16 protein-coding genes are annotated in these 12,910 nt (G+C 51.0%); 10 read left to right on the top strand and 6 right to left on the bottom strand.

The window, feature by feature from the left end; genetic code table 11:
- The first annotated feature begins 346 nt into the window (after window positions 1–346).
- Together FS690_RS12795 and FS690_RS12790 are read left to right on the top strand one after the other, a co-directional pair.
- Entirely contained in the window at window positions 347–1,750 is a 1,404-nt protein-coding gene (locus tag FS690_RS12795) for a PLP-dependent aminotransferase family protein (RefSeq protein WP_040113834.1), read from the top strand.
- A 67-nt stretch (window positions 1,751–1,817) separates the two neighbouring features.
- The gene (locus tag FS690_RS12790) at window positions 1,818–2,282 is read left to right on the top strand and encodes a YlaC family protein (RefSeq protein WP_040113832.1); all 465 of its coding nucleotides are present in this window, start codon (window positions 1,818–1,820) and stop codon (window positions 2,280–2,282) included.
- Window positions 2,283–2,350: 68 nt separating this feature from the next.
- On the opposite strand, the gene FS690_RS12785 is transcribed toward FS690_RS12790, so the two are convergent.
- From FS690_RS12785 to FS690_RS12765, 5 genes are all read right to left on the bottom strand, one after another.
- On the bottom strand, window positions 2,351–2,971 hold the full coding sequence (locus FS690_RS12785; protein ID WP_071668140.1) for a pyridoxamine 5'-phosphate oxidase family protein: 621 nt from the start codon (window positions 2,969–2,971) through the stop codon (window positions 2,351–2,353).
- Between the two features lie 240 nt (window positions 2,972–3,211).
- Window positions 3,212–4,243, bottom strand: coding sequence for a methionine synthase (locus FS690_RS12780; RefSeq protein WP_071668139.1), 1,032 nt, complete (start codon window positions 4,241–4,243; stop codon window positions 3,212–3,214).
- Window positions 4,244–4,267: 24 nt separating this feature from the next.
- Window positions 4,268–5,251 (bottom strand): DUF1852 domain-containing protein, encoded by a 984-nt coding sequence (locus FS690_RS12775; protein ID WP_040113825.1) that lies wholly within the window; start codon window positions 5,249–5,251, stop codon window positions 4,268–4,270.
- 352 nt (window positions 5,252–5,603) lie between these two features.
- Window positions 5,604–6,179: a pyridoxamine 5'-phosphate oxidase family protein gene (locus FS690_RS12770; RefSeq protein WP_071668138.1), complete on the bottom strand. Its 576-nt coding sequence runs from the start codon at window positions 6,177–6,179 to the stop codon at window positions 5,604–5,606.
- Between the two features lie 24 nt (window positions 6,180–6,203).
- Window positions 6,204–6,863, bottom strand: a complete 660-nt coding sequence (locus FS690_RS12765) for an NAD(P)-binding oxidoreductase (protein ID WP_145339718.1) — start codon at window positions 6,861–6,863, stop codon at window positions 6,204–6,206.
- A gap of 143 nt (window positions 6,864–7,006) precedes the next feature.
- Here FS690_RS12765 and FS690_RS12760 point away from each other — a divergent pair, with 143 nt between their 5' ends.
- From FS690_RS12760 to FS690_RS12740, 5 genes are all read left to right on the top strand, one after another.
- A complete protein-coding gene (locus FS690_RS12760) occupies window positions 7,007–7,624 on the top strand; it encodes a TetR/AcrR family transcriptional regulator (RefSeq protein ID WP_040113820.1) in 618 nt (205 codons plus the stop codon).
- A gap of 127 nt (window positions 7,625–7,751) precedes the next feature.
- On the top strand, window positions 7,752–7,955 hold the full coding sequence (locus FS690_RS12755; protein ID WP_040113920.1) for a hypothetical protein: 204 nt from the start codon (window positions 7,752–7,754) through the stop codon (window positions 7,953–7,955).
- A gap of 50 nt (window positions 7,956–8,005) precedes the next feature.
- A complete protein-coding gene (locus tag FS690_RS12750; protein WP_071668136.1) occupies window positions 8,006–8,257 on the top strand; it encodes a hypothetical protein in 252 nt (83 codons plus the stop codon).
- Window positions 8,258–8,571: 314 nt separating this feature from the next.
- Window positions 8,572–8,799, top strand: coding sequence for a YgdI/YgdR family lipoprotein (locus FS690_RS12745; RefSeq protein WP_175540442.1), 228 nt, complete (start codon window positions 8,572–8,574; stop codon window positions 8,797–8,799).
- A gap of 22 nt (window positions 8,800–8,821) precedes the next feature.
- Window positions 8,822–9,052 (top strand): YgdI/YgdR family lipoprotein, encoded by a 231-nt coding sequence (locus tag FS690_RS12740; protein WP_040113814.1) that lies wholly within the window; start codon window positions 8,822–8,824, stop codon window positions 9,050–9,052.
- 54 nt (window positions 9,053–9,106) lie between these two features.
- Here FS690_RS12740 and FS690_RS12735 read toward each other — a convergent pair whose 3' ends face one another.
- Window positions 9,107–9,871, bottom strand: coding sequence for an SDR family NAD(P)-dependent oxidoreductase (locus tag FS690_RS12735; protein ID WP_104085743.1), 765 nt, complete (start codon window positions 9,869–9,871; stop codon window positions 9,107–9,109).
- A 980-nt stretch (window positions 9,872–10,851) separates the two neighbouring features.
- Here FS690_RS12735 and FS690_RS12730 point away from each other — a divergent pair.
- The 3 genes from FS690_RS12730 (at window position 10,852) to FS690_RS12720 (ending at window position 12,826) form a co-directional block, all read left to right on the top strand.
- Window positions 10,852–11,112 carry a hypothetical protein gene (locus tag FS690_RS12730; protein WP_071668134.1) on the top strand — a complete coding sequence of 87 codons (261 nt, stop codon included), beginning with the start codon at window positions 10,852–10,854 and terminating at the stop codon, window positions 11,110–11,112.
- Between the two features lie 234 nt (window positions 11,113–11,346).
- Complete coding sequence (locus FS690_RS12725; protein ID WP_040113810.1) at window positions 11,347–11,997, top strand: hypothetical protein; 651 nt, start codon at window positions 11,347–11,349, stop codon at window positions 11,995–11,997.
- 520 nt (window positions 11,998–12,517) lie between these two features.
- Complete coding sequence (locus FS690_RS12720) at window positions 12,518–12,826, top strand: hypothetical protein (protein WP_186368990.1); 309 nt, start codon at window positions 12,518–12,520, stop codon at window positions 12,824–12,826.
- The last annotated feature ends 84 nt before the right edge of the window (window positions 12,827–12,910 follow it).

The following is a 12,910-nucleotide window of genomic DNA, read 5'->3' as shown; positions in this document are numbered from 1 at the left end:
TTGCTATCCTGCACGCGCGTAAAAGAACGATGATAGTCAGAGAATCATTTTACGCCTGCCTGATTTGGCAAAACGTCGCTGTTTCTCTGACCCGATACAAAAACTGACGCAGCACAGAAGCGTTATCGGCTGACCCGCCTGCAATCTTTAATCGGTAAAGCGTTATTCCCCGCGGCGGGCAGCGAGAGCCTCCTTTTACGGCAATCTGCCCCGTCCTGTCGCTGTACAGATAACACGCAAAGTGAGTCAAATGGAAAAACTGATGCAATCAACCATGCAATCAAGTTACGCCTTGATTATGGCTGTGATATACCTGTCTGCGTAACGTCCTGAGACAGGATTTAATATGATTACGCCGCTTTTTACGCGCTGGGCAGCCCTGCTTCAGCAGCAGACGCAACGTCCGGCCTATCTGCGCATCGCGGATTTCATTGCAGAGGGCATCAGTACAGGCGAGTTGCCTTCACGCTACCGTCTGCCGCCGCTGCGTGAACTGGCTGAAACGCTGGGTCTGAATTACACCACGGTAACGCGCGGTTATGCGGAAGCGCGGCGCAGAGGATTAATTGACTCACGCCCCGGACTCGGCAGTTTTATTCGTGCGCGGGCATCAGCCTCTTCAGCTCTGCCTGCCAGCACTTATGAAATGACCATGAATGCGCCGACAGAGCCTGCCGGTGCCGCCGTTGAGGAAGCGCTGCGCGCAGGAGCCATCAACCTTTTTAACCAGACCGACATGCTGAGTCTGCTGCGCTATCAGGATTTTGGCGGGACGGCAGAGGATAAAGCAGCAGCGATGCGCTGGATCGGGCGCAAACTTCACGTAGAGAGCGAGGCCGACGTGCTGGTTTGTCCGGGCATTCACAGCGCTCTGATGGGCATCATGACGCTGCTGAAGCGCAGGAAAGGTGCGGTCTGTGTCAGCAGCCTTATTTACCCTGGCATGAAGGCGATTGCCAGTCATCTGGGCGTGCGGCTGCAGCCGGTGCTCTGTGACGCGCAGGGGCCCGATCCGCTGGCGTTTGAGGCGCTGTGTCGCAGCGGCGAGATCGGCGCATTCTATATCAACCCGACGCTGCAAAATCCGACCACGATGACGATCCCGGAAGCGCGCCGGCGGGCGCTGGCTGAGTGCTGTCAGCGCTATAACATTACGGTCATTGAAGATGACGCTTATGCGGCGCTCAGCGATGCACCGGTGCCAACGTTTGCCGGATTAATACCGGAACTGACCTGGTATCTTACCGGCCTGTCGAAGTGCTTTGGCCCCGGATTGCGGATCGCGTTTGTGAAGGGCCCTGACAGACAGATGATGCAGCTGCTTTCCGGCGTGCTGCGGGCGCTGACGGTGATGTCCAGCCCGCTCACTAATGCGCTGGCGCGGCAGTGGATCAATGACGGGACGGCAGATCGCATGCTGATCGCTATCAGACAGGAGGCGGGCATCCGCCAGCAGATTGCAGCGGCCTGCCTGACCGGATACCCGTTTGAGGCTGACAGCGCAGGCTATCACCTCTGGCTGCCGCTGCCCGGTCTGGTCAACGCCAACGCCTCCGACATCGCGGCAAAGCTGCGTGAAAAAGGGATCAGCGCCGTCTCCGGTGCCGCGTTTTGCACTGGTAATCTTCCTGCTGACGCGCTGCGCATCTGTCTGGGCGGTTCTCAGTCGCGGCAGCAGTGTGAAGAGGGCCTGAAAATTCTGGCCGCCATGCTGGCCGATCCCATCCACTTTTCCGGTATGGCGATTTAGCAGCGTGACGCTAACAACAGCCAGTAAAACGTTAACTCCATCATTATGGGCAGATAAGGTTTAAAACATGAGCAATCAACTTAATGCGCTTCTGCAGCAGGAGCTGGACAGCATCAACCGCGCGGAAAAACGCAACGATCGACCCTATTTCGACGTATCGTTTATCCGTCAGTACCCGGGCCTGTATGGCCTGATGTGTTTCCTGTTTGTGCTGACCATGGCACTTTTACTCTACTCCGACTCCTTCGGCACAATTGAGTATGTCGTCTGCTGTGCCATTTTTGCCGTCTGTAACTTCTTTTTCTTTTTTCACGTGAACCCGTCTTACCGGGTAAAAGATATCGATAAAGGCGCATGGAAGAACTGCTATACCGGCGACTGGTACATGGAAGTTTACGTTCGCGAAGCCTTTATTCATGACCTGCTCAATGGAGATGTACTCACCGAAAGCGAAAAAGCTACCCTGCAGGCGCAGTATGCCCGTAAAGGCCATCTTTACTTTGCTGATATTTACCGTCTTAGAACCCGGTAGTCTGCGGAACTGAAAACAGCCTGCTGGCAGGCTGTAGAGTGCAGGTTGCTGTGCGGCATCAGGCCGGATTAATAGAGTGTCTCTTTCAGGCGACCAGGGAGTGCCGCATCGTAGGCACCGGCGTCAATATCCTGCGAAATGCTGTTCAGTATGGAACCGGTGCTTGGCAGCGCCTCCCGCGTAATTTGCGTCGCCGGATCCCAGAGCCGGGAGCGAATGATGGCCCGGCTGCACTGGAAAAAGACGCTCTCAACGGTGATGGTTAACACCGTTTTTGGCAGCTGATTATTCATCGCGAAGCGGGTAAGTAAGGCGGGATCGACGCTTATGGTGGCGGTTCCGTTTACGCGCAATGTCTCCCCGATACCCGGGATCAGAAACAGCAGCGCTACCCGATTATCATGCAAAATGTTGCGCAGGCTATCGATACGGTTATTGCCGCGTCTGTCCGGCAGCAAGAGCGTGCGCTCATCCTCAATATGCACAAAACCTGCCGGATCGCCTCTGGGTGAAACGTCCAGCCCATCCGGTCCGCTGGTGGCCAGCGCGACAAAGGGTGAGGCGGCGATAAAGGGACGATACGCCGGGTGAATATGATCGGTGACTTTGGTCAGCGACGGTTTCGCCACCGCGCCGTAGCACGCTGCAAGCGCGCTTAAATCGGTAATCGTATTGCTTCCATCCGCCATTGCCGGAATCCTGTGTTTAACGGGCCTGCCGCTAGCGTAAGGGATGCATTACGCCGGAAGCAACGCGCGAATGGCATATTGCTGCGCCGCCGCACACTTATTTTCAGCGCCTGCGTATAAATATATTTGTTTGTCTAATGAACCGCCTGGCCGGGATAGCCGCAAAAGCGTACGGCGCGGTTAAGAATGATAAAAAAAGGGCCGACGTCAGACGTCAGCCCTGATACACCCTCAGGCGTATTACTGGCCCAGCAGTTCGCGGCGCACGATATCAGCACCGGCGCTCAGCGCATCCAGCTTGCCGCGAGCAACCTGACGCGACAGCGGCGTCATACCGCAGTTGGTGCAGGGATAGAGCTTATCCGCATCGACAAACTGCAGCGCTTTACGCAGCGTTTCCGCTACCTGCTCCGGCGTTTCGACAGTATTGGTTGCCACATCGATGGCACCGACCATCACTTTTTTCCCGCGGATCAGTTCAATCAGCTCCATCGGCACGCGGGAGTTCTGGCACTCCAGTGAGACGATATCGATATTTGAGCGCTGCAGGCGCGGGAAAATTTCTTCATACTGGCGCCACTCAGAACCCAGCGTTTTCTTCCAGTCAGTATTGGCTTTAATGCCGTAGCCATAGCAGATATGTACAGCGGTTTCGCACTGTAATCCCTCAATGGCACGCTCCAGCGCCGCAATACCCCAGTCATTAACCTCATCAAAGAAGACGTTGAAGGCAGGCTCATCAAACTGGATGATATCCACGCCTGCGGCTTCCAGCTCTTTGGCTTCCTGATTGAGGATTTTGGCAAACTCCCAGGCGAGTTTTTCGCGACTTTTATAGTGACCGTCATACAGCGTGTCGATCATGGTCATCGGGCCAGGCAGCGCCCATTTAATCGGCTGAGTGGTCAGCTGACGCAGGAATTTTGCATCATCAACAAATACAGGTTTAGTGCGTGAAACTTCACCTACCACCGACGGTACGCTCGCATCGTAGCGGTTGCGGATCCGCACCGTTTCGCGCTTTTCAAAATCCACGCCGTTGAGATGCTCAATAAACGTCGTCACAAAATGCTGACGCGTCTGCTCACCATCGCTGACGATATCAATACCGGCCCGCAGCTGGTCGTCGAGGCAGAGACGTAGCGCATCGCGCTTGGCATCTGCCAGATCGTCACCCGCCGGTTTCCACGGGGACCATAATGTTTCCGGCTGCGCCAGCCATGAAGGTTTCGGTAAACTGCCAGACGTCGATGTCGGTAATAACTTTTTCACTATAGATAACCTTTTTTCCATTAATCAGTGCGCAAACTCAGCAGACCATTGCTCCAGACGAGTCTGGTAAGGTTTGATAAAATGCTGTTCGGTGAATTTACCCTGCTCAACCGCCAGATGCGTACGCTCTTCACGGTCATAAACGATGCGTGTCAGTGAATAATCCTTGTGTGACAGGCTCGGCTGATACTCCTGTCCGGCCGCTGAGTTCGCGTTGTAGATCTCCGGACGATAGATTTTCTGAAACGTCTCCATCGTGCTGATGGTGCTGATAAGCTCCAGATCGCTGTAATCACGCAGCAGATCGCCGGCAAAATAGAAAGCCAGCGGCGCAACGCTGCCCTGCGGCATGAAATAGCGCGCCTGCAGGCCCATTTTGGCAAAGTAGTGATCGGTCAGCGAATCCGCGTCCTGCCGATATTCAATCCCCAGAACCGGATGATGATTACCGGTACGGTAATAGGTATTTTTACTGGAGACGCTCAGGCAGATAATCGGACGCTTGCTGAAGCTGGCTTTATAGATATCTGAGCTGACGAAGCCTTTGAAGATATTGCCGTGCAGATCACCGAAGTTTTTCGGCGTACTGAAACCGGCCTGGTTTTTGTTGTGCTCAGATAACACAACGCTGAAATCGTAATCGCGCACCCAGGAAGAGAAATTGTTCCCGACGACGCCTTCAAAGCGCTGCCCGCTTGTTTTATCAACTACGGTTGTCTTCAGGACTTCGATGACCGGAAACGGCTTTTCATTTCCCGCCGGATCGATATTCAGCTCAACAGAGATGATATCCAGCTCAACGGCATAGCGGTCAGCTTTCGGGTTGTCCCAGTGCGCCAGCGAGTTAAAGCGGTTATCAATCATCTTCAGTGCGTTGCGCAGGTTTTCCTCACGCATTTCACCTCTTGCCAGATTGGCGAAGTTAGTTGTGATACGCGTGTTTGCAGAAGGATTATAGTTTTCGTCAAAACGAAGGCTTTTAATTGAAAAGGTAAATTCTTTGTTCATCGTAATTTCTCACCTCAATTTCTGATGTAAACCTGCTTCTCTGTCTGCCTGCACAACCGACGCTGAATGCTGATTTGATATAACCATTTCCTCAATGGGCTGACTCTTTTATGCCTTACTCCCCTGCTGAAAAAAAGTGATTAAATTTCACCGAACCTGAAGCTTTTTCATGTTCAGATGGGCAGCGGCTTCATTAAGCCCATAACTAAATTGAAATGAAGGCAGGCGTGAACCGAAAGGCGCATAACCTTATGTTTTTTAAGGCGTGATTAATCTGCACCCCGTTTAATCAGGATGAATAAATCTCAACATCCACATTTTCACTTAGCTGAAAATATTTGAGTCAGGCAAGCTAAGGCACCAGCCACCGTCCTGTCCATCCGTTCGCCTGCAGTAAGAACTCACAGCGCTGATGAGGTTCGCTACTAACATCAAGCGACTCAACACGCTCTATCATGATGCGTATCAGCGCAAAATTTTCCGGGGGGTCAGCTAACGAAGCGGAGGCGTGTCCGCTACGCAGCGCATCCGGATCATCAAGGATCTCACCGGGTGAATCAGGCGAGTAAAATAACTGCTGCGCAGCGGGCCGCAGCTTCTGCCAGACGGTACGGCGCAGTTCGCCTTCATCCACGCAGCCTGCCTTACCCTCAAGACGCAGCTGAAAGCTGTTCTCCGCATCCCAGCCCAGCAGCGAAACTTGCGGATTATCTCTCATCTCCTGCACTTTGGCGCTGCGCACGTCAGTGGTAAACAGTAAGGAAGCTGGCGCGAGGCTGAAATCGCGCAGCACTATGGTTCTGATCTTAGGCTGTGCATTCTCTGCCACGCTGGCCAGCTGCATCAGGGTAAAGGGTGAGCGCGCGCTGACCGCATGAGTCAGCTTTTGCCAGATTGCCTGCAGATGCGCATCCGGTAAATGTGCCATAACGTCTCCTCGCGGCTGAACCGGTTAGCGTGAAACCAGCGCGTCTATCGCCTCTGCAACGGGTGTCTCTCCCGCCGTCAGCTCAATAATGACGCGGGATACGGCAGGCTGATGGACCAGCGCCGCCAGGGTGGCTGCAACATCGGCACGGGCAATCGTGCCATAGGCAATTGCCGGTCCGGCGCTGATTTTGCCGGTTGCCGGCTCATCTGTTAACGTGCCGGGACGCAGAATAACCCATTCAAGCGCGCTGGCGGCGAGAACCACGTCGGCCTGTTTTTTTACGCGCATATAGTTTTCAAAAGTGTCAGAAAGCTGCCTGCCACGCCCCGCTTCCGGAAAGGCGGAGACCAGAATAAAGCGTTTAATACCGGCCCGCTGTGCGGCTGCAACTGACTTAGCCAGCCCGTCGCCATCAACGGCATTTGTCATCGCCTCTCCGCCTTTTCCGCCGGCACCAGCGGTGAAGACCACGACTCCACATCCCTGCATCAGTTCGGTGAGTTGCTGTTCATCGAGGGCAACCAGGTCGCCTCTGACAGCCTGGATACCCTGCTGCTGCAGGCTGGCTTCCTGCTCAGCGGTACGACACAACGCCCGTGCCGTCACGCCGGCATGGGTCAGCTGCTGACCCAGCTCACGACCAATCTTTCCTGCACCACCCACAATAAAGACATCTTTCATGCTGATCCCCCTGTCACAAAGGCTGAAATATTTATCGCAATACGATGTAATTTAACCACTTAACTCTAGCGCAAATCTCCGGCGTTGACCGGCCCGGACGCAACCGGGATAATTTGGAAATAATCGCTTCATAAGGGCTGAAAATGCCACCAGTAAAATCCTCTGCCACAGCTCCCCGCGAACGCGGCAGGCCGCGCAATTTTGATATTGATGTTGCGCTTGATAATGCGATGATCATTTTCCGCCAGAAAGGGTTTCACGCTGCCTCTATTGCCGATCTTGGTGATGCTATGCAGCTTACTGCGGGGAGTATCTACAAAGCTTTTCAGGACAAGCGCTCGCTTTTTCTGCGCGTGTTCGAGCGCTACATTGCCATTCGCAATACCGATCTGCGCGAACGTCTGAACGCATTCTCTACGGGTCGTGAACGCGTCGCTGAGCTACTCCAGTTCTATCTCGATTCCGCCAGCGAGATAGAGGGACGGCGCGGCTGTCTGGTGGTGGGCAGCACCGTGGAGCTGCAGACGCTTGATGAAGAGTTATCTCATCTGGTACGCCAGGCAGTGCTGCGCAACCGCGCTTTCCTGATGTCGCTGATTCAGCAGGGCCAGGCTGATGGTTCTATAGCAAGTCATCTGGATGCCGATACGACTGCCGGTTTACTGCTCTGTATTGCGTTTGGTATGCGCGTAGTGGGCAAAATTCAGGATGTGACTAATGGCGAAGAAACTATTAAGATGGCGCTGCGCCTGCTGGATTAACGCTGCTGCGCTATTAGGAAATACGCATTTCCTAATTAAGCTACTGTGCTGTCGTCGCGATTTTCAGTAACAGGCGTCCCTGACATATTACAAACATTAAGCAATTTTAAAAATGGACGGGGGTTATGTGCAGCAAGACGATTCAGAAGATGCGGAAGCGATGTACGCTTTACTGGGTGACGTAATTACACAGATTTTAAAACCGGGTGAAACGCTTTCTTTGCAGGAGATCATCGGCGCGTTATACCGAACAGGCTTACGAGCGGACAGCCCTGAAATGCAGCAGGCGTGCGAAAAAGTTATTCGGTTGCTGGCCAGGAAAATGAATTAATAGTGCTTCAGTGCCGATCCATCAGCCGGTTAAATTAATAAGAGAGAACTATGTGCCAGAATCATTATCTTCCCGTAATGGATAAAGTCAGCGCTGAAGAGCAGGCCAGAATACGTCAGTCCACAGAATTTGAATTGCTGGGTGAAATGGTTAAAGATATTTTATGTTCTGATAAAATTCTTAATCGCAAAGCGCTCTGTATCGCTTTACTTTCCCGGCTGGATAAATGTACAGATGCCAGTGAGAAGATGCATTATGAGAATCTTTTCAATCTGCTTTTAGGGCGTGCAGAAGCGGCCTGATAATATTTATTTACTTTATCTGCGTCAGCTCGCTGCATACTCGTTTTCCTGCGGGCTATAAAGTGCGCCTCCGTGGCGAGCCCTCTCTTTAGCCAAAATTTTCTTAACAAGCCTGTCTCTTTTCTGATGGTTCGCCTGCCTTTATCTGTTTCTCAGGCATCACCGGAAGGATAGCAAAATATATGCTCCGCTACGGCCGTACTCCCCTGCTGTTCACCGCATCAATTGCACAAAAAAATCATCAAGGTCAGACCACCCCCGGAAATTATGGACTATGCTCCTCTTATAACGTGTCCAGAAAATAGGGAAATATGATGAAAAAAATGGTTGTTGCTGCCGCAGTCCTGACATCTCTTTTAGCCGTAACCGGCTGCTCGTCTAACCAGGCGATTAAAACGACTGATGGCCGCACCATTATTACCAGTGGTAAACCACAGGTAGATAGCGATACCGGGCTGGTATCGTATGAAAACGCGCAAACCGGCAAAACTGAGCAGATCAATCGTGATCAAATCACGAACATGAGTGAACTGAATAACTGATCCATCTATCAAGGAGAGTACAATGAAGAAAGTTATTTTACTTCCAGTAGCAGCGATTATTGCCCTGTCCGCCCTTACCGGCTGCACCCGCACCACCTATGCGATTCATACTAATGATGGTCGTACTATTGTCAGCGATGGTAAGCCAAAAGAAGCGGAATCAGGACTGCTGGGTTATGTCGATGCCAACGGCGTTAAACAGCAGATTAATAAAGCTGATGTCAAAGAAGTGTCTGAGATCCCACGCTCATAGTTTGTGTGACGTCAAAGATAAGCCCGCGCAGTTGCGCGGGCTTTTTTGCTGCTATCAGGCCTGTTTTGGCTGACCGTTCGATGCCGTTAAACCGCCATCAACCGGCAGGTTAGCGCCCGTGATATAGCGCGCATCATCGCTGGCAATAAAGACAATTGCGCCCGCAATGTCATCAGCCTCTCCCGCACGGCGTAGCGGAATGCGGTCGTAAAAGCGTGCCAGCAGCTCCTCATCCTGTTTTGCGTTTTCCGTTAAATCAGTAAACGTAAATCCCGGACAGATAGCATTGACTCTGACGCCGTCTGAGCCATAGTCCATCGCCAGTGCGCGCGTGAAGTTGGTCACAGCGCCTTTGGCTGCGTTATATACGCTCATTCCCCAGTCGCCACCAAGTCCGGATACGGAAGAGATGTTGACAACGTTACCTTTGGTTTTCAGCAGGGCTGGCATAAAGTAGTGCGTGCAGTAATAGACGCCATCCAGATCGGTGCCCATCAGCTTTTTCCAGTCATCAGGAGAGACTTCATGGATCTTGCCCTGAACGATACTGCCCGCATTGTTGACCAGTACATCCGCGCGCCCGTAATGCTGGTTCACCTTTTCACTAAGCTGCCTGACCTGCCCGGCATCTGAAACATCACAGGGAACAACAAGATGTTTTCCGGCAGGTAAAACCTCTTTGACTTTCTGCAGCTTCTCTTCAGTTCTTCCCACCAGTACTACTGATGCCCCTTCAGCAGCAAAACGTTGTGCTGACGCAGCGCCAATACCTGAGCCTGCACCAGTAATAACGACAACTTTATCTGCAAACCGTGACATGATTTCTCCTTATCTGATGGAAATGACACTCCTAAGCCTGGCAAGCTCTCGCCAGTCATCAAGCGAAACGTAAGTTTTAGGATGACTCTCAATGGAGCACGCGTCACCCTGTGCTTTTTGTCAAAAGTGACAATCACGCCTCTTTTAAGGCGCATATTTGTATTGGTTTGCAGTCGGTGACGCACTTCAGATATGAAAGCAAAAGGTGTGCGGTACTGAGTCTGGTTAAAAATCCACCCACAGAAAAGTCGCTACCTGAAGAATAAGATTAGAAAGGGTGATATGAGCAGGTTAATGAAAATATAAGTAAATTCTTAGAAAACGATTTCATCACAAACTAAAGCCATATTATTCATATATTTAATCAGTAATCATGCTAACTATAAGTTTTGTATGTATAATTTTTTGCTAAGCGAGTCGGAAAAACTGACAAATTTCTCTATTCTTAATAGTGTTCAGTGAGAAATCCAACTAAGCACTGAGCTGAGTAACTCCTACCTTGCCTCCTCGCGGAGGCATTTTTTTGTCAATTTCACGGGTTGTTGTTATCTGCTTACCTCTGGCCCGGTTATCCATTTCTGTAAACTGCTTATAGCCTGCCTGATTAGCTTATCGCCCTATTTTATGCTGGTCCGATGAGCAACGCAGATTTTCGTCGGGTTTACAGCTAAAACCCAATTTAAAATGGTTTGTCATCTATAGTGTATGAGCCAGCCTATTCTGGCAAACAACACACAGGATGCGTTTTCAGCGAGAGAAATCCTCTTCAACATTTTGTTAGCCCGCCCTGCGCGGGCTTTTTTTTGCAGAATTTCAGAAGGGTCGCTGGCGAAAGCCCGCAGAATTTTCATTGGCTAAAAAGCGTTCGATCAAAAAATTCTGCTAGCTGATTTGGGAAATTTCAAAATATATCCGGCAAATTCTGCCGTTACGCCTACAGTAAGTGGTGAGGTTATCATGCAATCGTAAAGGAGGTTTGTTTGTCTATTCAACACGACGAGATAGGTCATGTCATTATCGGCGAAGCGGCACTCAGCCTTGCACTGAGCGAAAAAAAGATCAGCGTTCGTTCACTGATTAATGAGCTCGAATCAATGGCAAATGCGGGTGGCAGCGATGCCCGTCTTATTGAGATCTCAGAGGCCAGAAGCTGGCTGAAAAGTTTCGATAAACCCGAGCACGTTGTTCCGCACGTGCCCTATTTGCAGACACTGACAAGCCTGAACGACGAAAAGAACTGACGCCTATGGACGTAATCCGGCTCCGGCTGGAAGACGACGATAAAGATAACCTTATCGGTTACGCGCAAGCGTTTACCGGCCGGAGAAACTGTCATGGACGACACCTCCGCCCTGCTACGGCGTATCTGAACAGACGCTTATAATCTTATCTCCGGCTACACTTTTTCCTGCTGTACCAGCTTATTACTCATTCAAACTGATGATCAAATCCACTCCGGTTTTCAGGGAGGTCTTTTGGAACGTACGACAGCGGATAACCACATGCCCATCACCTTACCTGATACGCACTTTAATCAGATTCTGAGCCGTGAAGTGCCAAACCGGGACGATACCTGTGCTTTTCTTACAGGTAAGACGCGCGTATTTACGCTGCCAGGCTTTATTATTCCCTTTGGCTATGCGCTCTATGTCTGTCCGGAGGATAAACAATACCGGCTGGTTACCCAGGAACCGAAACCTGAAACGGTCTATGCAGTAAGGCTGGAAGAAACAGAGGATTTTACCTCGCCGTTACGCGCCTGCATTCAGATTATGGTCTGGCGCACGCGTCAGCCGCAGCATGAACAGGCGGTGCATGGCCTGGCACGTCGCTTTTTTTGTTATTTCCTGCATACGCGTTCAATTATTGTTACCGATAGCGCTCAGACCAATGCGGCAAAGGTGATGTGGGAGAGTATGATTGCCTGGGCACTGCGCGATCGCGATCACTATGTCTATGTGTGGGACGGGACACGTCGCGACAAACCGCTGGTGCCGGTTTCTGACTGGCACGCATTTTGTGAACACTGGATCACCTTTTGCTGGGGCAGCCAGCCTGACAGCCATCTGCTGCGCAGAGTGATCATCAGTACCCTTCCCCTCACTCCTGATAATCCGGAGCATTAACCTCTCACCCTCCTGCATGCGCAAAATTTACTCTGCTGATATAAAGCTAATAAGGTAAGCGCGTGCCATGCTTAACACACGTATAGAGTAAAAGCAGAGCACGCCAGCCAGGGTTGCAGTTATCAGAATAAATGCAGACCCAAGCCTGAGTATAGAGCGGGCAATTGTCCTAAAGCGTGGCTTTTGTTAACCGGGTTCAGGTTTGTCCCCCATGACCAGGCTGTAATCATCAGCAATCAGCGGGCTATAAAAAGTGGCATGCAACGTCTGAAAAAGCGCCAGAGCTGAAACAGACAGCGATGAATAACGTTCAAATTTTTTAAGATTATTCTGCCTTTAACCGGTTTACACTGCATGAATAGATGATGCTGCGCGCTATCAGTACGTTACAAACCTGTATCTCAGAATCATCAAATACTTTTTGCATCGGGACTCAGCTGATCGTTTACAGCGTATTGTAGAAGTATTGCTGCTCATTACACTTTAAAATCATTACAAAACTATGATGAGGAGAGCGGAAGTGTTATTTCATGAAAAGGTAGTAGGTCACGTCATTATTGGCGAAGCGACACTCAATCTGGCACTGGGCGATCGGGATATCAGCGTTCAGGCCCTGATCGCAGAGCTGGGTCGCATGGCAGAGAGAGAAGAGAACGATGAGCGTCTGGCACAAATTGCCGATGCCAGAAGCTGGCTGAAAAATTTTGTACAGCCTGAGCGAATTCACCAAACTCAGACAAAGTGGCAGGCCCAGGCACTACGTCATGAACAGGCAGCGTTATCGGCTAAACCGATACGTTTTACCTCAGGTGACGATGAAGAGAGTTAGCAGAATATCAGCGCAACCACGTTGTACACGTCTCAATGCAGAAGCTGTACAAAGAAGAAGTAAAATTTTCACTCAAAAAAATTT

This window comes from Pantoea sp. PSNIH1 (assembly GCF_007680655.1).
Classification (GTDB): Bacteria; Pseudomonadota; Gammaproteobacteria; order Enterobacterales; family Enterobacteriaceae; genus Pantoea; species Pantoea eucrina.
Note: the sequence above shows the minus strand (reverse complement) of the source record. Positions and strands in the feature narration are given on the sequence as shown.

Coding starts and splice junctions, on each gene's coding strand:
- FS690_RS12795 (WP_040113834.1), top strand. CDS start 347: ATGATTACGCCGCTTTTTACGCGCTGGGCAGCCCTGCTTCAGCAGCAG.
- FS690_RS12790 (WP_040113832.1), top strand. CDS start 1,818: ATGAGCAATCAACTTAATGCGCTTCTGCAGCAGGAGCTGGACAGCATC.
- FS690_RS12785 (WP_071668140.1), bottom strand. CDS start 2,971: ATGGCGGATGGAAGCAATACGATTACCGATTTAAGCGCGCTTGCAGCG.
- FS690_RS12775 (WP_040113825.1), bottom strand. CDS start 5,251: ATGAACAAAGAATTTACCTTTTCAATTAAAAGCCTTCGTTTTGACGAA.
- FS690_RS12770 (WP_071668138.1), bottom strand. CDS start 6,179: ATGGCACATTTACCGGATGCGCATCTGCAGGCAATCTGGCAAAAGCTG.
- FS690_RS12765 (WP_145339718.1), bottom strand. CDS start 6,863: ATGAAAGATGTCTTTATTGTGGGTGGTGCAGGAAAGATTGGTCGTGAG.
- FS690_RS12760 (WP_040113820.1), top strand. CDS start 7,007: ATGCCACCAGTAAAATCCTCTGCCACAGCTCCCCGCGAACGCGGCAGG.
- FS690_RS12750 (WP_071668136.1), top strand. CDS start 8,006: ATGTGCCAGAATCATTATCTTCCCGTAATGGATAAAGTCAGCGCTGAA.
- FS690_RS12745 (WP_175540442.1), top strand. CDS start 8,572: ATGAAAAAAATGGTTGTTGCTGCCGCAGTCCTGACATCTCTTTTAGCC.
- FS690_RS12740 (WP_040113814.1), top strand. CDS start 8,822: ATGAAGAAAGTTATTTTACTTCCAGTAGCAGCGATTATTGCCCTGTCC.
- FS690_RS12735 (WP_104085743.1), bottom strand. CDS start 9,871: ATGTCACGGTTTGCAGATAAAGTTGTCGTTATTACTGGTGCAGGCTCA.